This window comes from Serratia grimesii NBRC 13537 (assembly GCF_001590905.1).
GTDB classification, from domain to species: domain Bacteria; phylum Pseudomonadota; class Gammaproteobacteria; order Enterobacterales; family Enterobacteriaceae; genus Serratia; species Serratia grimesii.
On sequence record NZ_BCTT01000007.1, the window covers coordinates 206,845 to 228,037 of the forward strand.

Here is a 21,193-nt window from a genome sequence, read left to right on the forward strand (position 1 = left end):
TTATCCCAGTAGTCGTGCGCCTGCGGTATCCAGACGGCAAATATGAACAAAACCTTCGTCGTTTTGCAGATAGTGATGAGTCAGCCAGTCAGCCATGCGCTGTGCGGTCGCACTGTCGTTGCAAACGGCGAACAGCGTCGGGCCAGAGCCGGAGATACCGCAAGCCAACGCACCGATGTCCTGCGCGGCTTTGCGCGCTTCGGCAAAGCCCGGCAACAGGCGGGTGCGATACGGCTCGGCAATCACATCCTGCATCAGTTTGGCGGCCAATTGCGGTTGCTGGGTATGGCAGGCATGGATGAAACCCGCCAGATAACGGCCGTGGCTGATACAGTCCTGACGACGATACTGCGCGGGCAAGATCGCACGCGCTTCGGCGGTGGATACCTTAATGCCCGGGTAGGCCATCACCCACAGCCAGTCTTTAAAGCATGGCACTTCCTGGCTGATGAAGCCTTCTTCTTCCAGCATTAACTGCAGGCCGCCGAGATAGCAAGGCGCCACATTATCGTAATGTACGCTGCCGGAGATGCGGCCTTCCAGCTCGCCCATCAGGCCCAACAGCGTCATTTTATCCAATGGGCGGTTGCAAAATTCATTCATCGCCATCAACCCAGCGACCACCGAACAGGCGCTTGAGCCCAGCCCGGAGCCGATCGGCATATTCTTTTCAAGCCGCATCGCCACCGGGATCTGTTGACCAATTTCCTGACAGAAACGCTCCCAGCATTGGTAAACGATATTCTCTTTCGGGTCGTCCGGCAGTTTGCTGACGAAACGGCCGGCATTCTGCAAACTGAACGTTTCGGCAGCCTCTACGCTGACGCAATCGCCCAGCAAAGTACCGTCAATCGGGGACACCGCGGCCCCCAGAACGTCGAAACCGACGCTTACGTTACCAATTGAGGCCGGCGCATACACCTTAACCATATTAAACTCCCAACTTCCATGACAGTGTGCGCAGCAAGTCAGCAAAGACGCCCGCTGCGGTCACATCGTTACCGGCGCCATAGCCACGCAGCACCAGCGGCAACGGCTGATAGTAACGGCTGTAGAAAGCCAAGGCGTTCTCGCCGTTCTTCACTTTATACAACGGATCGTTGCCGTCTACCGCATCTATACGTACCTGGCAGCGACCATTTTCGATCACGCCCACATAGCGCAGCACCTTACCCTGCTCGGTGGCATTGGCCACGTTGCGGGCGTATTCATTATCCAGCTCCGGCAGGCGCGCCATAAAGGTATCTACATCACCAGAGGCATCAAAGGACGGCGGCAACACCGACTCGACGTCGATATCAGCCAACTCCAGCTTGTAACCCGCTTCGCGGGCCAGGATCAGCAACTTACGCGCCACATCCATACCGGACAGATCATCACGCGGATCCGGCTCGGTGTACCCTTTTTCCTTAGCCTGCTGAGTTGCAGCCGACAACGACATCCCTTCATCCAACTTGCCAAAAATAAACGACAGCGAACCGGAGAGAATACCGGAGAAACGCGTCAATTCGTCGCCCGCGTTCAACAGGTTCTGCAAGTTCTCGATCACCGGTAAGCCAGCGCCAACGTTGGTGTCGTACAGGAACTTACGACGCGAACCGGCTGCGGCAGTGCGTAATTGCTGGTAGTAATTCATCGACGAGGTATTGGCCTTTTTGTTCGGCGTCACCACGTGGAATCCATCGGCAAGGAAATCCGCATACTGATCGGCAACCGCCTGGCTGGAGGTACAGTCGACAATGACCGGGTTCAGCAGGTGATATTCTTTCACCAGACGGATCAAACGGCCAAGGTTGAACGGCTCTTGCGCACCGGCCAGCTCATCGCGCCAGCTTTCCAAGGCAATACCGTGCACGTTGGTCAACATGGCACGGGAATTGGCGATACCACACACGCGCAGATCAATATGCTTTTGTTTTAACCACGGCTGCTGGCGGTAAATCTGCTCGATCAAGGCACCACCAACGCCACCGACGCCGATGACAAACACCTCAATCACCTGATCAGTGTTGAACAGCATCTGGTGGCAGACACGAACACCGGTCGTCGCGGAATCATTGCTCACCACGACCGAGATAGAACGCTCTGAAGACCCCTGTGCGATAGCAACAATGTTGATGTTGGCGCGTGCCAGTGCTGAGAAGAAACTGGCCGAAATGCCCCGCAGGGTGCGCATGCCATCGCCGACTACCGAAATAATCGCCAGCTTTTCCATGACGTCCAGCGGCTCCAGCAGGCCATCTTTCAATTCAAGATAGAACTCGTCTTCCAGTGCACGACGCGCGCGCTGCAACTCATTTTGTGGCACACAGAAACTGATGCTGTATTCAGAAGAGGATTGGGTAATCAGCACCACCGAGATACCCGCACGCGACATCACGGCGAACACCCGTGCAGCCATGCCGACCATGCCCTTCATCCCCGGACCGGAGACGTTGATCATCGCCATGTTATTCAGATTGGTGATGCCCTTAACCGGGGTATCGGTATCCAAATTTTCACCGCCGATTAACGTGCCTGGGGCTTGCGGGTTGGCGGTATTTTTAATCAGGCAAGGGATTTGGAACTGGGCAATCGGGGCGATAGTGCGGGGATGAAGTACGCTGGCGCCGAAGTAAGAAAGCTCCATTGCTTCCTGATACGACATCGACTTCAACAACCTGGCGTCCGGCACAGTACGCGGGTCACAGGTGTAGACACCATCGACGTCAGTCCAGATCTCACAACAGTCGGCACGCAGACAAGCAGCCAGCACGGCAGCGGAGTAATCAGAACCATTACGGCCCAGCACGACCAGTTCGCCTTTGTCATTACCCGCGGTGAAACCGGCCATCAGCACAATGTGATCCGCCGGGATCGCCGACGCGGCGATACGCAGTGTGGATTCGGCGATGTCTACCGTAGATTCCAGGTAGTGCCCCTGAGCCAGCAATTTCTCGACAGGGTTGATCACCGTTACCGGGAAACCTTTGGCACGAAACACACCTTCCATGATAGCGATGGAGAGCTTCTCACCGCGGCAGATGATGGCCGCATTCACGCTGTCCGGACATTGTCCGAGCAGTGCAACACCGTGCAGCACCTGCTTGAGTTGAGCGAACTCATGATCAACCAATGTTTTGAGACGATCATATTCAAAACCAGGCAACGCCTGCGCCAGGCCACTCAGCAAGTCAGCGAAGATGCGTTCTGCATCGCTCATATTTGGCAGAATGTCTTGCCCTGCTACCGTTTTGTCAATCATCGCCACCAAGTGGTTGGTGATTTTAGCCGGAGCGGACAATACCGTGGCCACCTGTCCCTGACGTGCATTACTTTCCATGATGTCGGCGACGCGCAGAAAACGTTCTGCATTCGCTACCGAGGTTCCGCCAAATTTCAGCACTCGCATTTCTTATCTCTCCCGAATTTAAGCCGAAAAAAAAGCCCGCACTGGTTAGGTGCGGGCTTTTTTCTTTTGTTTCCTGTACGCGTCAGCCCGCCCCGTTACCTGTGGTATCGGTGGTGGTAATAATTGTTGTGTTCAGGCTGATGTTTCGCATTTTTTCTGTCTGTCTCATTAAATACTCTGTCCCCTCTATTGGTTAAAGCAATCGCTATCCCAAGTCAAATTATTTCTTATTTTTGCTTATTTATCACCCAAAGGGGCTATTGAGCAATGAGAGAGCTGAAAAGCCAAATGACAGAACAAAAATACCGACAGGCAGCAATTTTGCAGTGGATTACACTGCATAATAAGCCATGTTTGCGGGTATCACTTTGTCAGTTTTTTTTCGATGTCATGCAACAAAGTATGCAGCATCGCCGTATCCCGCTGCTGCAAAGCACCGAGCCGTTGATGCAACCAGTCACGCAATTTTTGGTCATCACTGACCCCTAACGCGCCAAGCAGCCCGTCGGCACGCTGACGCAGTGCTTTAAGCTGGCCTTCATTAGCCACCGGCTCCTGCGGTGCGCTAACGTTCATCAGCGCAGACAATTGATAGCAATACACCATCACTGCCTGGCCAAGATTCAAGGAAGGGTAATCTGCCTGCATTGGCACACCGGTGAGTAGATCGGCCAATTCCAGTTCTTCGTTGGTCAGGCCGGAATCTTCACGGCCAAACACCAGCGCAGCCTGACTGACCCACTGGCGGCGTTCGTCCAACTGACCAAGCAACTGCTGGGGCGTACAGTAATAGTGGAATCGTGCACGGCTGCGAGCGGTGGTCGCCACTGTGAAATCAACATCCGCCAACGCCTGCTCAAGCGTTGAAAAAGTTTGCACGCCGTCAAGGATATCCCCTGCCCCATGGGCGACCCAGCGCGCCGCTGGTTGCAGGTGCGCTTCGCTATCGACAATGCGTAACGAAGTGAAGCCCATGGTTTTCATCGCCCGCGCCGCAGCGCCGACGTTTTCCGGCCGTGCCGGAGCCACTAAAACAATATGAAGCTGCATCAATACTCCACAAAATGAGGGATTGCGAGTTTTTGACTGTTCAGGATAGTCTGATTATATTTACAAGCGTGCAACAATAATCCCGACAGCCACGAGAGATAGGGTTAAATGAGTTATTGGCCTGATAAATAGAGCGTAATACATATTATTGCTGCTTATGATTTACTGCTCTTATTAATCAAAGTGTTAAAAGAACCCCTTTATCAATAAGCCGATAATTCTATCCCATTAGGCACAACAATGCTGAATCGTACACAGAATTTATGCATCTGTGACTTAAGCTGGCATTTCTGTAAGTGTTTTTCACAAAACTGTTAACGTGCTACAATTGAATTTGATATATGTCAACAAAGCTTAGTTTTGTTGGGTGATGAATTCGGTACGCACTGTTATATTGCTGTTAATAGGGTTAGGATATGCGCCGTTTTGGCACCTTTGGGGTTGTAGGGAATAGCACCCCCACCAAGCTAGCGATCTTGTTGACATGAGATGGAAAGTGCATCAAGAACGAGTTTACGTACTGTAGTCATTTGTTAAGAGGGAACGTGAGCGCTAATCTCTGCCCTCCACCAAGAAAACAAAGACTTCTGTACTTCCTATTTTCTATTTTGTTGGCAATTTTAGGTAGCAAATATGCAGACCCCGCACATTCTGATTGTCGAAGACGAGTTAGTCACTCGTAACACCCTGAAGAGCATTTTCGAGGCGGAAGGCTACGTTGTTCATGAAGCCAATGATGGTGCAGAAATGCACAACATCCTGTCTGAAAATGATATCAATCTGGTTATCATGGACATCAATCTGCCAGGCAAAAACGGCCTGCTGCTGGCACGCGAACTGCGTGAACAGGCCAGCGTTGCGCTGATGTTCCTGACCGGCCGTGATAACGAAGTTGATAAGATCCTCGGATTGGAAATCGGCGCTGATGACTATATCACCAAGCCGTTCAACCCGCGTGAACTGACCATTCGCGCACGCAACCTGCTGTCACGTACCATGAACCTGGGCAGCGTCGGCGAAGAACGTCGCCTGGTTGAAAGCTATAAATTCAACGGTTGGGAGCTGGACATCAATAGCCGCTCACTGATCAGCCCGGCAGGCGAACAGTATAAACTGCCGCGCAGTGAATTCCGCGCCATGCTGCACTTCTGCGAAAACCCGGGCAAGATCCAATCCCGTGGCGAACTGCTGAAGAAAATGACCGGCCGTGAGCTGAAGCCGCATGACCGTACCGTGGACGTGACCATCCGTCGCATCCGCAAGCACTTCGAATCAACGCCAGACACACCAGAAATTATCGCCACCATTCACGGTGAAGGTTACCGTTTCTGCGGCGATCTGGAAGAGTAAGTCTCCCGCGTTAAAATATTTGGGGTTCTATCGAACCCCAAATCTTATTTTGCCTCACCCCATGGGATGATTGGCACCGCGCTCAACGCGTTCTTCGGTGAACCATCCACTACACGGTCTGAATAGCTCAGATAAATCAATGCATTGCGTGTAGCGTCGTAAAAACGCACTACCTGCAGCTTCTTAAACACCAACGATGTCCGCTTCTGGAACACGACGGTGCCTTCCGCCTTACCGTTCTTAATTTTATCGTTCAGCTCAATCGGCCCAACCTGCTGACAAGAAATGGCCGCATCCGCAGTGTCTTCCGCTAATCCCAGCCCACCTTTAATACCACCGGTTTTTGCCCGGCTGATATAACAAGTTACATTTTTGACATCAGGATCATCGAACGCCTCCACTACAATTTTGTGGTCTGGACCAAAGAGTTTGAATACCGTATCCACTGACCCAACCTGTTCGGCCTGCGCACTGTTTACTGTTGCGCAAACTAAACCAAACAAAAATATCCATCCTTTTTTCATTCACTTAACTCCAATAGCCAGAACCTAAAGAAATAGGCGCAGGCAATCAATATTGTTTATGTTTTAGGTCACAGAATAGGGTTCTTTCTGGTCCGCACCGATCTTTTTAGCACAGAGCGTGAAAAAAATCTTTGGGAGTCTCGGAGGAAAAAAATTGCTATTATGCGGCGTCGTTATTTCTTTTCGCCCGTTTAAGGTGTGCCCCTATCCAACTCTCGCGCAACCCGCTGCAAGAGGTAAAGAGTGCTACGCAAAATGGCTCATGGATTGGTCTGATAGCGCAAGCACCAGCGTAATGAATAAACAGTTCGGGTCCCTACCCTAAAGCTCTACGAGGAAGATCTATGGATCAAGCCGGTATCATTCGTGATCTGCTTAGCTGGCTGGAAAGCCATTTGGACCAACCCTTGTCGCTGGACAACGTGGCGGCTAAAGCGGGTTACTCCAAGTGGCATTTACAACGGATGTTCAAAGATATTACCGGTAACGCCATCGGCGCTTATATCCGGGCAAGGAGATTATCCAAAGCTGCGGTAGCGCTGCGTTTAACCAGCCGACCTATTCTGGATATTGCCTTACAGTATCGCTTCGACTCGCAGCAGACATTCACACGCGCATTTAAAAAACAGTTTGCGCAAACGCCAGCGCTATATCGTCGTGCAGAAGACTGGAGCGCATTCGGTATTTGCCCGCCAATTCGCCTGGGGGCCTTTACCCTGCCGCAGCCAGAGTTTGTCTCACTGCCGGAACAGCATCTGATTGGCCTGACGCAAAGCTATTCCTGCACATTAGAGCAAATTTCCAACTTCCGTACCGAGCTGCGTTCACAGTTCTGGCGCCAGTATCTGGGCGAAGCAGACACGCTGCCACCGGTGTTGTACGGGTTGCATCATTCGCGCCCAAGCCAGGAAAAGGATGACGAACAGGAAGTGCTGTACACCACAGCGCTGGAACCAGATCACGTGCCGGCAAAAATTCAGGCAGGACAGCCGCTCGTACTGCAAGGTGGCGAGTATGCCATGTTCAGCTATGAAGGCCCGGCCTCTGGCCTACAGGACTTTATTCTGACTGTGTATGGCACCTGCCTGCCGGCGCTCAAACTTACGCGCCGTAAAGGGCACGACATTGAGCGCTTTTATCCAAAAGGTGACCGTAGGCCACCTCAGCCGCCGACCGAGATCAACTGCGACTACTTGATCCCGATCCGCCGTTAACGTTGCAGTTCGTCCAACGCGGGCATGTCCAGATGCGTGACATCGCCCGCGGTTTCGACAATCCAGCCAGAAGCCAACCATGGGCTCTGCTGATAGTCGACACGCGACAGCGAACAGTTACGCAGGCGTAAGCGACGTTCAGCATAAGCCGGCAATCCGAGCACGGTGCTGATCAAACACCCCAAAGCGATACCGTGGCTGACGATCAGCGGTTTGCTGCCCTCAGGCAACATCAGACAGCTTTCTAATGCCGCACGCATACGTTCGCCCAACTCACTCATGGATTCACCTTGAGGGATGCGCCCGTCCGCAGTACCATCGACCATCTGCTTACGCCACTGCTCTTCCTGCGGCGTCAGACTGTCGATCAGGCGCTCTTCCAGCACCCCCATATGCAACTCACGCAAACGTGGATCGTTAATCACCTCGCAGCCACAAGCCTCTGCGATGATTTGTGCGGTGCGTCGGGTGCGCCCCAGATCGCTGGTAATCACATGCGTGATACCTTGTTTGCTGACGCGCTGGGCAACCAGACGAGCCTGATGTTCACCGTTAGCGGTTAACGGGCTGTCGGACTGGCCTTGGATACGGCGAGCCGCATTCCATTCCGTTTCGCCGTGGCGAACGAGGTATACCTGTAACATTTTGCTTTTCCGTTATACTGCGTGAAACCTGAGTTTATCTTCGTCAGAAACCGCTTTCGCAAAAGTCTGACGTTTGAATAGGCTCTTAGCTTAAGGATGCCAAACCCGTTATGTATCATGTTGTCGCTGCAACTACCAACCCGGCAAAGATCAAGGCTATTGAGTTGGCCTTTGATGACACCTTTGGCGCGGGCCAATGCCGCATTGAATCAGTCGACGTCGCCAGCGGCGTCTCACTGCAACCCATAGGTAATCACGAAACCCGCACCGGGGCACGCCAGCGTGTAATGGAAGCGCGGCAAGTACGCCCAGAAGCCGACTTTTGGGTCGGCGTGGAAGCTGGTATCGAAGAGAATATGACTTTCGCCTGGATGACGGTGGAAAACCCATACACCCGTGGCGAGTCGCGCTCAGCCAGCCTGATGTTACCAGAGACGATTTTACAGGGAATTCGCGCCGGCCGCGAATTGGGAAGTGAGATGGCGACCATCACCGGCAATGCCGAAGTGAAACGCCAGGGCGGCGCTATCGGTATCTTTACCGACGGACGGTTGAGCCGCACCAGTGTTTACCATCAGGCGCTGCTACTGGCGTTGGTGCCCTTCCACAACCCAATCTACCAAAACCACAACAGCGCACCGCAGAAGTAACCCTGTTGGGCGTTACGCTACTGCGTATCGCCCAACAACTGCTGTTCCAGCCATTGCTTTAGCGCCGGTGTTGCCGCCTTCAGGCTGTTTGAACCCCGAGTGATAGTGGCAATGCCTGCCCCCAGTTCGTTTTTCAGCTCACGCTGGCTCATCTCACCGCGCATCAGTTCCTGGATAATCCGCACCCGCGTGCCTAAAGCCGTACGTTCATCCGGCGTCAGCAACAGTTGCATCAGAGGTTGATGCAGATCTTGTGCAAACGAGTTTTGCAGCAGCGCAACAAAGCGCAGCCAATCCTCATTACCTTGTTCTGAAAGAGCCGGGTCGTTAAGTGATAATTGCGTCATGGCAAGCCACCATACTATTTAACTAGTACAGCAGCATACCATAGCGCCGTCAAAATCAATAACGCCTCTGCCACTCAGCATCGGTCAGCACTTTGGCTGGCCGGTGCATGAGATAGCGATAAAATGCATCGTAAGCCAGCACATTCTTCACATAAGAACGGGTTTCCGAGAAAGGGATGCTTTCGACAAACGCCACAGCATCAACCCGCCCTTCACTGTTGCCCAGCCACGTATTTACGCGAGAAGGACCGGCATTATAAGCCGCAGATGACAAAATACGGTTACGCCCAAACTGCTGGTAAACGTACTCCAGATAACTGGTGCCGATGGTAATGTTGACACGCGGGTCAAGCAATTGGCTTGGGCTTGAGTAACCCGGAATATTGTACATCTCAACGGTATGCTGCGCGGTTCGCGGCATCACCTGCATCAAACCGCTCGCCCCCACCGGTGACTGCGCTTTTGGGTTCCAGGCACTCTCTTGGCGGGCAATCGCCATGGCATAGCTCGGCGTTATCCCTTTGTCATCAGTGGCAGCACGAAACTCTTGTGGCCAGGCAACCGGGAAACGCTCTTCCAGGTGATCCCACAGTTTACCGACGATAGTCGCCTGCACACTGAGATCAGCCCATTTCTGCTCGAAAGCATAACGCGCCAGCGCTTCCTGCTCTGGGCGACTGCGACTGGCCACGAAGGAGGTCCACTCGCTACGTGCCAGATTGTCCATATTCCAGTACATCAGTTCACGCACACGGGCAATTTCCGGCCCGTCCACCAACGAGGCGCGCGGCTTCGCTGCCACGGCGACCATAACAGGGTAGGTTGTATTCAATTTTTGCGCCGCTACCATTGGATAAAAGCCACGCTCAGTCATCAGGCGACGCAGGATCTCTTCCCCTTCACTGCGTTTGCCTTCGTCCAACAAAATACTCGCACGCCAATAACGCCATTCATCTTTATTACGTGACTCTTCTGGCAAACGGGCTAACCAGGTCGCTACGCCTTGGCGATCGCCATTGCCCAGCGCCATGCGCACACGGCGTTCCAGTAACGTGGGAGATTGGCTGCGCAGGATCACCTTATCGCGCCATTGTGTCTGTTCAAAGGTGGCATCACTGCCCATCAGGCGCCATGCCACCGCTTCTTCCAGCCCCAGTCGTTCGCTGTCGCTCATTTTCTGCAAACGGGCGAGGGTTGGGATCATCGCACGGGCGTTTTCCACATCCTGACGTGCCAGACGTTCAAAAGCGATGCTGGTTGCTGCCCGGGTAAAGTCAGTCGGCCCCACGCTGCGGGCGAAGGACTCCACCGTCGCGGGATCATTTTGCAGGCGCACCAACGCATCGCCCATCGTCTGATAATCTGACGGTAACTGGCGGTAAAGGCTGTTCACCAATCCACTGTTGCCTTCTTTCAGTGCCAGCTTCATACGCTCCAGGATCACCGACGGCGTTTGCTTACCTGCCCCCTGCCAAACGCTGAACAGCTTGTCACAGGCGCCCGGCAACGACTTGCCGCTCATCCAAACCTCACCAGCACCACTCCAGGCCGCCTGTTGATCACCCGTGGCCCATTTGGCGTAGTAATAATTACAACGCGCAGCGATAGGTTTCGGCGCCTGTGGACTGAAAGCCAACAGACTGCGCCAGTCTTCGCGCCGTGCCAGCTCATTAACAAAACGCGGAGCCAACGATTTGGCAGGCGGTAGTGTCGGGTGCTGCTTAATGAAGTCATTCACTTCAGAGAACCCAGCCTGGCTGAGATCTTGCGTCAGCTCACGGTATTCCAGATAGGGGTAAAGTGGATAATCACGCAACGTCGGCATCAGTTGTGCCACGACGTCCATTTGATTACTGTCCCACGCCTGCTTAATCTGCAGGTAACGTTGACGCTGGGCGTCCAGAGAATCCGCCAATGCGGCGCTTGAGAATGCCGTCAGGCACAGGCCCACAGCTAAAAACCGCCACTTGTCTACCTTGACCATACTGACTCTTTCCTCGCTAATGCTCATGTGTTGCCAGAGACAATTCCCCCCCCCGTTGCCGCGCTACGCCAGCAGCCAACGGACGAGGGAAATCGGCTCTCCGAGTGTTTCACGTTCTGTCGTGGAAAATCATCATCATCACGCCAGAACAAAAGGATGTGCTGAGCGACCGACTCAGCCATCTATCATAGACAGCACGATCGCTTATCCATTCACTACTGTAGAAGAAGTTTATCGCCACGATGGGCTACAGGTAAAAAAGGTTTACCGTCGCTGACAAATAAAATAAAGCTGGCGGCAATTTCTGCCGTATTAATCATTTTGGCCTGGTGTTATCACTGAAAAATGACGCGCTCGGCCATTATTAATGGCTACGCCGATAATAAGATGAAGTCATTTGAAATTATTAGCCACCATAGAATTCCACTATCAGAACTACGAAAGAGAGATGTTGCGCAAACCGCTGAATCCCTGACCTGCTGCGCCAACTTTGCTGAAAACGCCTGGCAAACTCAGGTGGACGTTTTTATACTGTTAAAAAAAGATAAGATAATTCCGAGAAAACGGCACATAAAGCGCGCAACCGAGATATCTTATAATACAATCCGCGCCAATTATGGGTTAGATAGTGTTCATCAGGCAGTGCGATTGACAGTTTTCAGCAAGATAATTATCCCTTCAACCGGGTCAGGCTTCTCATTGTTACGTTGCCGCAACAGTGCGCGGACGTGGGCAGGAATGGCAGATGAAGATGGCGAATAATGCCGCGTTATTGGCAACCTGCGCAAAAAACTCATTTATGAGTTTCATTTGCGCACGCCTGAATTATGGCCGTCTATTGTCGCTGTTTCTTGCCACTCTGCTGGCTTTTCCCAGTTTAGCCCGCCCCGAGACTGTCGATCCCTATAAAAATCGCACCCATGCTGTGACCACAGTCGTCGTTGGCATTATCAGCTACGCCCGCTGGCACAGTGAACCCAATCCAATACGGTTATGCGTGACGGCACCAACCCAATATGCCAAGGGCCTGTTCGATCCCATTCTGCTGAGCGCCCCTCGGCCAATAAAAGCTGAGCGTATTCCTTTCGATAGCCCACTGCTGAGCACCGGCTGTGATGTGATCTATCTGGGTAATATCAGCGCCAGCCAGAAACAGAATTTTATGCAACGCATTAGCGGACGCTCCATTCTCAGTATCAGTGAGAACGACGGTGAATGTTCTGCCGGCAGCGCGTTTTGCCTGCAGATCGAAGGTGACACCGCCAGCTTTAAAGTGAACCTTGACGCACTGGCACGCAGCGGCGTGCGCGTTCACCCTAACGTGCTTCAACTCGCACGCAAACAGGCGCCTCCGCTATGAAGTGGTTGCGCAAGAATAGATCGGGTCAGTCACGACCTACGCTGGGCAGGGTGTTGCAACGAGTTCATCTTGCACTGGCGTTGATTGCTGTCGGCACCGCCGGGATTTTCCTGACGCTGGTCGCGCTGTTTGCGCTACGCGCCTATGCCAACCACAACTTGCACCTGATCGCACGCTCCATCAGCTATACCGTCGAAGCTGCGGTAGTGTTTGAAGACCGCAGCGCCGCACACGAAGCGCTGGTACTGATCGCCTCCAATGAGGAGGTGTCAGAAGCAAGGATCCTGAACAACAACGGCAAGGTGCTCGCCAGTTGGCGTCATCCCAAAGACGGTCCTTTGCATGGCATGGAGCAAGTCGTTGCTCACTGGGCGCTACCCGAACCGGTGATACTGCCGATTACCCATGAAGGCAAAGTGGTCGGTAAAGTATGGCTTAGCGGGCACGGCGGTAGTCTGCTGCGCTTCCTGCTGCGCGGTATGGTGGGCATGCTCGCCTGTCTGGTGCTCAGTACGCTGTGCTCATTGGTCCTTTCCCGCCGCATGTTGCTGGGGATTGTCAGCTCACTTGACGACATTGCCAACGTGGCGCATGCGGTGCGACGCGATCGTACATTTGGTCTGCGGGTGCCTTCTGCCCCCATTGCCGAACTGCATGAGTTAAGCAGTGACTTTAATGGCCTGCTTGACGAGCTGGAAGCCTGGCAGGCGCACCTGAAACAGGAAAATGACTCACTGACACACCGGGCAACCCATGACAGCCTAACCGGCTTGCCAAACCGCGCATTCTTTGAAGGCCGATTGAGCCGCGCGTTAGGAGACATTAAGCCAAAAGAAAAACTGGCGGTGCTGTTTATAGACGGTGATCGCTTCAAGGAAGTCAATGACAGCTACGGCCACGCGGCAGGCGATGTGGTGCTGACCACGATTGCCGGGCGTATTCGCGCGCAGCTGCGGGAAAGCGATCTGGTGGCACGTTTAGGAGGTGATGAGTTCGCCGTACTGTTGGCGCCGGTCCACACTACGGAAGATGTGCTGCAAATTGCCGATAATATTATCGACTGTATGACTCAACCGGTAATTTTGCCGAACAACGAGACGGTGATTTCCTCTCTGAGTATCGGTATTGCGCTTTACCCTGAACATGCGGTAACGCCTCAGGGACTCTTGCACGAAGCTGACGATGCCATGTACCAGGCAAAGCATCGTTATAACGGAGGCTGGCGGCTGGCCATACAGAAATAAAGCCCCGGCTAAAAAAATAAAACTAGGGATTTTGATTATGATACAGCAAACACTAAAACGCCGTTTTTCACTGCTGACGATGATGTTTATCGCCTTGCTAGCCCTCGCTGGCTGCCAGAGCAAACCGCAGGGCCTAACGCCTGAGCAGATTGCTTTGTTGCAATCACAGGGATTCAAACTGACGGATAACGGCTGGGAGTTTGGCCTGTCCGACAAAGTACTGTTTGGCAATAACGTCGGCAAACTGAACCCGGAAAGTACCGAAACGGTACAAAAAATGGGTCGCGCACTGATGAGCGTCGGTATTACCCAGTTCCGTCTGGATGGTCATACCGATAATTACGGTGAAGACAGCTATAACGATCAACTGTCGCTGCGCCGTGCCGATGCCGTCGCCGATTTGCTGGCCAGCGTAGGTATTCCTCGCGCCAACATTGAAACGCGTGGCATGGGCAAACGCGATCCTGTTGCCGATAACCGTACTTCCAGCGGTCGTGCGGAAAACCGCCGCGTCGCGATCGTCGTCACGCCGTAATCCACCCTTTTCATCCCTGCTAAATTTCAACTTTCAGCAAGACGATAACACCGCGGATCCCCGGACATTGAGTAAACGCATTGACCGGGGATGCGTGAAGGTAACCCGCGCGCTGGTGATATTGAAAGATGGAGGGGGATACGCCTTTACGGTCGTATAAAGAGTTATACTTAGCGATCGCGGAGTGATGTCTGGGATCCGCTTTCGAAACGGGCTACACTCCGCAGCCAGACATCCTATAAAAACTGATATAGAGAGGCTAGAGCAACGTGGCTCAATACGTCTATACCATGCATCGCGTCGGCAAAGTGGTTCCGCCGAAGCGTCACATCTTGAAAAATATCTCTCTGAGCTTCTTCCCTGGCGCCAAAATTGGTGTGCTGGGTCTGAACGGCTCGGGTAAATCCACCCTGTTGCGCATCATGGCCGGCATCGATACCGATATCGAAGGTGAAGCTCGCCCGCAGCCAGGGATTAAAATCGGCTATCTGCCACAGGAACCACAGCTGAACCTGGAGCATACCGTCCGCGAGTCAGTCGAAGAAGCGCTGGCGGAAGTGGTTGGTGCTCTGAAACGCCTGGATGAGGTGTACGCACTGTACGCTGAAGAAGGCGCTGACTTTGACAAGCTGGCCGCTGAACAGGGCCGCCTGGAAGAGATCATTCAGGCTCATGATGGTCACAACCTAAATACCCAGCTTGAGCGTGCCGCTGATGCGTTGCGCCTGCCAGAATGGGACGCAAAAATCGCCAACCTTTCCGGTGGTGAGCGTCGCCGCGTAGCACTGTGCCGTCTGCTGCTGGAAAAACCTGACATGTTACTGCTCGACGAACCTACCAACCACCTGGATGCTGAATCCGTGGCTTGGCTGGAACGCTTCCTGCACGACTTCGAAGGTACCGTTGTGGCGATCACGCACGACCGTTACTTCCTCGACAACGTGGCCGGCTGGATCCTCGAGCTTGACCGCGGTGAAGGTATTCCATGGGAAGGTAACTACTCTTCTTGGTTGGAGCAAAAAGACGCTCGTCTGGCACAGGAAGCCTCTTCCGAAGCCGCTCGTCGCAAATCCATTGAGAAAGAGCTGGAGTGGGTTCGTCAGGGCGCTAAAGGCCGTCAGTCTAAAGGCAAGGCTCGTTTGGCCCGCTTTGAAGAGCTGAACAGCACTGAATACCAAAAGCGTAACGAGACCAACGAACTGTTTATCCCACCTGGCGCACGCTTGGGCGATAAAGTCGTTGAAGTCAGCAACCTGCGTAAGTCTTACGGCGACCGTGTGCTGATTGATGATCTCACCTTCGCGGTACCAAAAGGGGCCATTGTGGGCATTATCGGTCCGAACGGCGCCGGTAAGTCTACGTTGTTCCGCATGATGTCCGGTCAGGAACAGCCTGATTCCGGCAGCATCGTGTTGGGCGATACCGTCAAGTTGGCCTCGGTCGATCAGTTCCGTGACAGCATGGATAACGCCAAAACCGTCTGGGAAGAAGTCTCCGGTGGTCAGGACATCATGCGTATCGGCAACACTGAAATGCCAAGCCGTGCCTACGTCGGCCGCTTTAACTTCAAGGGTGTTGATCAGGGCAAGCGTGTTGGCGAACTGTCCGGTGGTGAGCGTGGCCGTCTGCACCTGGCCAAACTGCTGCAAGTTGGCGGTAACGTATTGCTGCTCGATGAACCGACCAACGACCTGGATATCGAAACCCTGCGCGCGTTAGAAAACGCCCTGCTTGAGTTCCCAGGCTGCGCGATGGTTATCTCGCACGACCGTTGGTTCCTTGACCGTATCGCCACCCACATTCTGGATTACCAGGATGAAGGCAATGTGGAGTTCTTCGAAGGTAACTTTACCGAATACGAAGAGTACAAAAAACGTACTCTTGGTGCCGAAGCACTTGAGCCACATCGTATCAAGTACAAACGAATCGCCAAGTAATCCCGGAAAGCGCCGCATGCGGCGCTTTTTTTATTCCCACGCCAGCTCGCGGGCATAATCGTCAAACACCGGATGCTGCAACACCACGTCGATAAAACAGGCCAGCGCCGGCGAATTCAGCTTGCGGCTCGGATAGACCAGATACAGCTCATTCCCTTCTGCCTGCCATTCCGGCAACACTTCCACCAACTGTTTCTGCGCTACCACCTCACGGCTAAGAAATGCTGGTAAGAGGGTTATCCCAGCCCCGGCAATCGCACATTCACGCGCGTACAACAGATTATCGGTAATATGCCGCGTCGGCAGTTGCCAACGGAAATACTCATCACTCCGGCGCAGGTTCCAGGCTGGCCAAGAACTGTGTGCAATACAGCGATGCTGCTGCAACTGCTGCGGGTGAAGGATTGGTGGATGCTGCGCCAAATAAGCCGATGATGCCAACAAATAGCGGGGCGCATGGCCCAAACGACGGCCAATCAGTGAAGAGTCCTGCGGTTTGCCGGTCCGCAGTGCTGCGTCATACCCTTCCTGCACCATATCTACCATGGCATCAGACACCGACACCTCCAATGAGACATCTGGATATTGACGTTGAAAATCCGCAGTCAATCGCGGCAACAGGGTTGCCCCTAAGCCTGCGGGGGTCGATATACGTAACCGACCGCTGGGGTTATCACGCAACCGTTGCAGAGCCAGATCGGCCCGTTCGGCAGCGGACAACATCTCCTGACAATGTTCCAAATAACGTTCACCGGCAAAGGTCAGATTGAGCTGGCGGGTGGTGCGGTTCAGTAACCGCAGGCCCAGCGTTTGCTCCAATTGGCTGATCCGCTGGCTGACGCTGGACTTAGGCAATGCTGCACGCCTGGCAGCAGCGGTAAAGCTGCCACACTCAGCCACCAGTGCAAACAGCGCCATGTCCTGTAACTGTTTAAACCGCATTGTTCACCTCAAACGAACACTTAGTTAGTTATTGTCCATCTTATCACTCACCACCAAGAGGTCTACACTGTGGTTATTCACTTGAAAGGAGCACAGTCATGCCAATTAAAGCCATTGCCGTAGACCCGAAAAACCCGGCAAACTTCATTGAAATCAGCCCAGAAAAACCGGCACCAGGTCCTTACGATCTGTGGGTAGAGGTCAAAGCGGTGTCGGTCAACCCGGTGGATACCAAGGTCCATGCCGGCCTGCAAAAAAGCGGCCTGCAACAGCCACGTATTCTCGGTTGGGATGCCAGCGGTGTGGTGGTTGAAGTCGGCAGCAATGTCAGCGGTTTCAAGCCCGGCGATGACGTCTGGTACGCAGGTGATATCACCCGCCCGGGCAGCAACAGTACTCATCAGTTGATTGATTCGCGTATCACGGCCCACAAACCTCGTAGCCTGAACTGGGCTGAGTCCGCAGCCATGCCACTGACAGCGCTGACCGCATGGGAAGCGCTGTTCGAACACCTGAAAATTCAGGACGCAGCGCCAGACAAAACTTTATTGATTATCGGCGGTGCCGGTGGTGTTGGCTCCCTGGCGATCCCCTTTGCCGCACAGCGCAGCCAGGTAAAAGTGATTGCAACGGCTTCACGTCCAGAATCAGCAGCCTGGTGTCTGGAACGCGGCGCCGATCTGGTCGTTGATTATCGCGATCTGAAGGCCAACCTTGCACAGCAAGGGATTGAAAATGTGGATTATATTTTGTGTTTGAACGACACCGATGGTCACTGGAAAGCCATTTCGGATCTGATCGCACCGATGGGCCATATCTGCACTATCGTAGAAAATGCGCAACCGCTGGATCAGAGCGCCCTAAAGTTGAAAAGTGCTGCATTGCACTGGGAATTGATGTTTACCCGCAGCATGTTCACCACGCCGGACATTGCCCAGCAAGGTGAGATCCTTAAGCAAGTCGCACAGCTGCTGGACGAAGGGAAGTTAACGACCACCCTGAGCGAGACGCTGCATGGGTTGACGGTAGACAACCTGACCGCCGCGCATGGAAAACTGCGCGACGGCCATATGCAGGGCAAATTGGTAATTGTTTACTGAGGCAAAGCGCGTGGCGTTAAGGCGTCACGCGCCTTTTCCGGTCGAACAAAAGCAATGCACACCGGCTGCGGCGTAGCGTTGGGATCGGCTTGATACTGCAAGCTCTGCTGCACGTCAATACGTATCCTGGGCCAACTGGCCAGAGCCCCATCGAAATCCGTTTGCTCGCAGGATTCCCCCAAATGACCAAACAGCACGGCCCCGTGCTGTGCAATCTGCGCATAATTGATATGGGCGTTATAAATGTTTGGCCGCTCATGATTGGACCAACGCGTAATCGTCTGCGGGCGGGAAACGGCATACACCGTCATCCATTGTGATAAATAAGCGCCCCCCACATAATTCAATTCCGTTCCGTACTGTTGCAACCAACGCTGTTCAACCCCGGCACTGAACGCCTTGATACCCACCATCTTTTGCCCAGCGTTACGCACGTTGCCTAACATGATGGCGGCATAACCCAGATAAATAACGAGTGCTGCACACATCATTCCCACTGCAGCGCCGCGCAATGAACGGTGAGGCGGTTGTTTCACGCATCCCACCAACAACGCGGGAGCCAGCACGAAGAAAGGTTGCAGCCACTCGGTCAATCGACCGCCCACATTGAAAGAAAACCAGAAGGTAATAATGCCTAACGGCAACAAATAAATGCCTAACAGTACCCGCATCGAAGTATCGTCAGGCCATGCCAGCACCGCCCCCGCTCGTCGTAAAATCAGCCACAGGAACAGTGACGGATAAAACACCAACAGCAGCGATTGCAGCATATCCAGGTTTAACTGCATTTTGACTTGTGAGTCGACCCATTTGAATGCGGCAAAATCATGCTGCCACAACCAAACCAGATTAGGCACGACGATAACCAGCCAAACAGCAACTGCGAGGTAAAACTGAGGCTGCCTGTAGCAGCGACGAATATGCGGTACAAACAGCGTCGACAGGAAAGCAAAATAAACAAATGCAAAGGTTGAATACTTCGCCATCGTCGCCAAACCCGCCGTGACAGCAAACGCCAGCCACCAGTTAGCCGAACGAGTAATCGCCAGATGAAAGAACAGCATCATCCACGGCCACAGCATCACCAGCAAATAGTTATCGTTATAGGGGATAATATCGAAATTAATGATGCCTGAAAGGTTCAGCGTCAACAGTGCCAACCAAGCCAGCCGGGGGCTACCGCTAAGACGCCGCGCCAGAAGCCATACGCCCAGCATACCTATGGCGATTGCCACGAAGTGACTCGCGTACCAATAAATATTCAACGGCAACCAGGGCTGCCAAAGCACCGGGTGCATCGCCACCCCCACTAACCACGGGTTTTTCGGCGAGCCCCACTCTGCATTGATGCCCCAGTTTAATGCTTCGACAGCATCATAAGGCACGGTTGGATCGAGATGAACAGTCAGAAGTGTCCACGCAGCGGCATAGAACAGTAACCAGAAAGCAAGTAAGCGATGCGTCATAGTCTCTAGGGCATTTGTTTCGACGAAACGCTTAACTTAATAAATGGTTAATGAACCTTAACTAAACAACAGTGAAATCCAGCGTTTAACTGCTATTTCTGCCTGGGTGATCACACATTGGGCACATCAACCAATGACGTGCTGATTTTCTGGCGCGGTAATCAAACGGCTGGCGTCGGCTGCCAACAACTGTTTTACCAAGTCGACACAGCGTAGGAAACGCTCGTCATAGCCGCTGGCTTCCACATGCACGTACTCAATGTTATTGGCACGCAGCATCTCCTCCAGCAGTTGCTGGAAGGCTTTGCGGTCATTGGGATTACCCAGGCTCCGCAGGCCATCCGCCACCCATGGCGTGTTATTTTCCAACAAAATCACCAGATCAAACCGGTACTCGTCGATCAGCGCCTGCACAAAGGGGTGTTCACGCCCTTCGTACTTTTTACAGAATGCCTGAGTAGTGACAAAATCGGTATCGATAAATGCCACTTTATTGGCATATTTCACAGCAAAATCAACGTATTGTGCCTGACCTAGAGCAATCTTGTCATAGTCAGAATACTGTAACGCCATCTCATCACCACCCAGGTGCGAGAACACATAGTCGCGCCCATATTCCCAGGCACTGGTGGTATTAAAGATATTCGCCAACTTATTCACCAGCGTCGATTTGCCGCTCGACTCGCCGCCGAGAATCGCCACGGTGCGGACAAAGAATGGTTTCACTTCGGTAGGGATATAGTCCCAATAGCGGAAGGGATCCTGACGGATCTGACTACCGCTGATATTCATAAATGAACGTTCGGGATCGATCAGGATAGTTTCAATCGCCAGGTGTTCGCGGTAACGCGGGGCGTCCTGTGCTTCGCTGGAATAGATAAAGCTCGGTACGATGGCTTTCTGTTCCAGAAAAGCTTTCATCCCATCGCTCCACACATTCCAGCCATGCGGATAGGGTTCGATACCCTGTTCGTCGAATGAATGAATATGGATGTTTTTCTGGTACTTGAAGGTTTGCAGTAACCAGCGTAACCGATCGCTGACCGTCGGTTGTTGCGACATGGAGCTGTTCTCGAACAGCTCCCGATCGCGCGGTTCGTCGTGGCACAGGATCACGTGTAGTTCATCCACCTGGCTGCAAGCGCGTTGAATCAGGTAGATATGGCCGGTATGCAAAGGGTAAAATTTACCAAACACCACACCGACTTTTTTCTCACGACGAGGAAATTCCAGGCCAAGATAGCGGTGCAACGCTTCCAGTTTCTGGGCGCTCGGGCTTTTGATTTTATCGTTTAATAGCTGGCTGAGATAGCCTTTTGTCATGCCACTGGCATCTGCCACCTGCTGCAGAGTGCAGCTCTTCTGCTTAATCGACGCCTTCAGGTAATCAAATTGCCGCATAGCCCCTCCGTTTAGTATGCTAAACAAAATAGCATAATCTTCACACCGCGTGGC

Annotated in this window: 20 protein-coding genes and 1 other annotated feature; of the genes, 9 read left to right on the top strand and 11 right to left on the bottom strand. The window is 53.1% G+C overall.

The features are described 5' to 3' along the window. From thrB to SGR01S_RS10300, 4 genes are all read right to left on the bottom strand, one after another. Positions 1-930: a homoserine kinase gene (gene thrB / locus SGR01S_RS10290; RefSeq protein WP_037420644.1), complete on the bottom strand. Its 930-nt coding sequence runs from the start codon at positions 928-930 to the stop codon at positions 1-3. A gap of 1 nt (position 931) precedes the next feature. Next, complete coding sequence (gene thrA, locus SGR01S_RS10295) at positions 932-3,391, bottom strand: bifunctional aspartate kinase/homoserine dehydrogenase I (RefSeq protein ID WP_037420641.1); 2,460 nt, start codon at positions 3,389-3,391, stop codon at positions 932-934. Between the two features lie 25 nt (positions 3,392-3,416). After that, positions 3,417-3,535: a sequence feature (Thr leader region), on the bottom strand. Beyond that, positions 3,474-3,560 carry a thr operon leader peptide gene (thrL, locus tag SGR01S_RS23710; protein ID WP_073963430.1) on the bottom strand — a complete coding sequence of 29 codons (87 nt, stop codon included), beginning with the start codon at positions 3,558-3,560 and terminating at the stop codon, positions 3,474-3,476. (Overlaps the previous feature by 62 nt.) 194 nt (positions 3,561-3,754) lie before the next feature. After that, positions 3,755-4,441, bottom strand: coding sequence for a tRNA/rRNA methyltransferase (locus tag SGR01S_RS10300; protein ID WP_037420638.1), 687 nt, complete (start codon positions 4,439-4,441; stop codon positions 3,755-3,757). Between the two features lie 633 nt (positions 4,442-5,074). Between SGR01S_RS10300 and arcA the strand changes: the two genes are divergently transcribed. After that, entirely contained in the window at positions 5,075-5,791 is a 717-nt protein-coding gene (gene arcA / locus SGR01S_RS10305) for a two-component system response regulator ArcA (protein WP_004949989.1), read from the top strand. 44 nt (positions 5,792-5,835) lie between these two features. On the opposite strand, the gene creA is transcribed toward arcA, so the two are convergent. After that, complete coding sequence (gene creA / locus SGR01S_RS10310; protein ID WP_037420635.1) at positions 5,836-6,315, bottom strand: protein CreA; 480 nt, start codon at positions 6,313-6,315, stop codon at positions 5,836-5,838. 344 nt (positions 6,316-6,659) lie between these two features. Between creA and robA the strand changes: the two genes are divergently transcribed. Beyond that, entirely contained in the window at positions 6,660-7,529 is an 870-nt protein-coding gene (gene robA / locus SGR01S_RS10315) for an MDR efflux pump AcrAB transcriptional activator RobA (RefSeq protein ID WP_037420631.1), read from the top strand. Here robA and gpmB read toward each other — a convergent pair. After that, positions 7,526-8,173, bottom strand: coding sequence for a 2,3-diphosphoglycerate-dependent phosphoglycerate mutase GpmB (gpmB, locus tag SGR01S_RS10320; RefSeq protein ID WP_037420628.1), 648 nt, complete (start codon positions 8,171-8,173; stop codon positions 7,526-7,528). The two genes, robA and gpmB, sit on opposite strands and share 4 nt — an antisense overlap. A gap of 110 nt (positions 8,174-8,283) precedes the next feature. Here gpmB and yjjX point away from each other — a divergent pair, with 110 nt between their 5' ends. After that, complete coding sequence (yjjX, locus tag SGR01S_RS10325; RefSeq protein WP_061807392.1) at positions 8,284-8,823, top strand: inosine/xanthosine triphosphatase; 540 nt, start codon at positions 8,284-8,286, stop codon at positions 8,821-8,823. A gap of 17 nt (positions 8,824-8,840) precedes the next feature. Here the strand turns inward: yjjX and trpR are convergent, their stop codons facing one another. Both trpR and sltY read right to left on the bottom strand, forming a co-directional pair. Next, the gene (gene trpR, locus SGR01S_RS10330; protein ID WP_037420622.1) at positions 8,841-9,170 is read right to left on the bottom strand and encodes a trp operon repressor; all 330 of its coding nucleotides are present in this window, start codon (positions 9,168-9,170) and stop codon (positions 8,841-8,843) included. A gap of 55 nt (positions 9,171-9,225) precedes the next feature. Then, positions 9,226-11,154, bottom strand: coding sequence for a murein transglycosylase (sltY, locus tag SGR01S_RS10335; RefSeq protein ID WP_037420619.1), 1,929 nt, complete (start codon positions 11,152-11,154; stop codon positions 9,226-9,228). A gap of 387 nt (positions 11,155-11,541) precedes the next feature. On the opposite strand from sltY, the gene SGR01S_RS10340 reads away from it, so the two are divergent. From SGR01S_RS10340 to ettA, 5 genes are all read left to right on the top strand, one after another. Beyond that, complete coding sequence (locus SGR01S_RS10340; protein ID WP_130382482.1) at positions 11,542-11,916, top strand: hypothetical protein; 375 nt, start codon at positions 11,542-11,544, stop codon at positions 11,914-11,916. After that, positions 11,900-12,514 carry a regulatory sequestration protein YfiR gene (gene yfiR, locus SGR01S_RS10345; RefSeq protein WP_037420614.1) on the top strand — a complete coding sequence of 205 codons (615 nt, stop codon included), beginning with the start codon at positions 11,900-11,902 and terminating at the stop codon, positions 12,512-12,514. The genes SGR01S_RS10340 and yfiR overlap by 17 nt, the downstream gene beginning before the upstream one ends. Further along, on the top strand, positions 12,511-13,758 hold the full coding sequence (gene dgcN / locus SGR01S_RS10350; protein WP_061807393.1) for a diguanylate cyclase DgcN/YfiN: 1,248 nt from the start codon (positions 12,511-12,513) through the stop codon (positions 13,756-13,758). Before yfiR ends, dgcN begins: the two co-directional genes overlap by 4 nt. Before the next feature lie 37 nt (positions 13,759-13,795). Beyond that, positions 13,796-14,293, top strand: coding sequence for an outer membrane lipoprotein YfiB (gene yfiB / locus SGR01S_RS10355; protein ID WP_037420612.1), 498 nt, complete (start codon positions 13,796-13,798; stop codon positions 14,291-14,293). Between the two features lie 269 nt (positions 14,294-14,562). Further along, positions 14,563-16,230, top strand: coding sequence for an energy-dependent translational throttle protein EttA (ettA, locus tag SGR01S_RS10360; protein WP_037420609.1), 1,668 nt, complete (start codon positions 14,563-14,565; stop codon positions 16,228-16,230). Between the two features lie 30 nt (positions 16,231-16,260). Here the strand turns inward: ettA and SGR01S_RS10365 are convergent, their stop codons facing one another. Beyond that, the gene (locus SGR01S_RS10365; RefSeq protein ID WP_061807394.1) at positions 16,261-17,172 is read right to left on the bottom strand and encodes a LysR family transcriptional regulator; all 912 of its coding nucleotides are present in this window, start codon (positions 17,170-17,172) and stop codon (positions 16,261-16,263) included. Between the two features lie 98 nt (positions 17,173-17,270). On the opposite strand from SGR01S_RS10365, the gene SGR01S_RS10370 reads away from it, so the two are divergent. After that, positions 17,271-18,272 (top strand): zinc-binding alcohol dehydrogenase family protein, encoded by a 1,002-nt coding sequence (locus tag SGR01S_RS10370; protein WP_061807395.1) that lies wholly within the window; start codon positions 17,271-17,273, stop codon positions 18,270-18,272. On the opposite strand, the gene SGR01S_RS10375 is transcribed toward SGR01S_RS10370, so the two are convergent. Together SGR01S_RS10375 and nadR are read right to left on the bottom strand one after the other, a co-directional pair. Further along, positions 18,266-19,738: a glycosyltransferase family 39 protein gene (locus tag SGR01S_RS10375; protein WP_061807396.1), complete on the bottom strand. Its 1,473-nt coding sequence runs from the start codon at positions 19,736-19,738 to the stop codon at positions 18,266-18,268. The two genes, SGR01S_RS10370 and SGR01S_RS10375, sit on opposite strands and share 7 nt — an antisense overlap. 126 nt (positions 19,739-19,864) lie before the next feature. Then, positions 19,865-21,139, bottom strand: coding sequence for a multifunctional transcriptional regulator/nicotinamide-nucleotide adenylyltransferase/ribosylnicotinamide kinase NadR (nadR, locus tag SGR01S_RS10380; protein WP_061807397.1), 1,275 nt, complete (start codon positions 21,137-21,139; stop codon positions 19,865-19,867). Positions 21,140-21,193 lie beyond the last annotated feature (54 nt).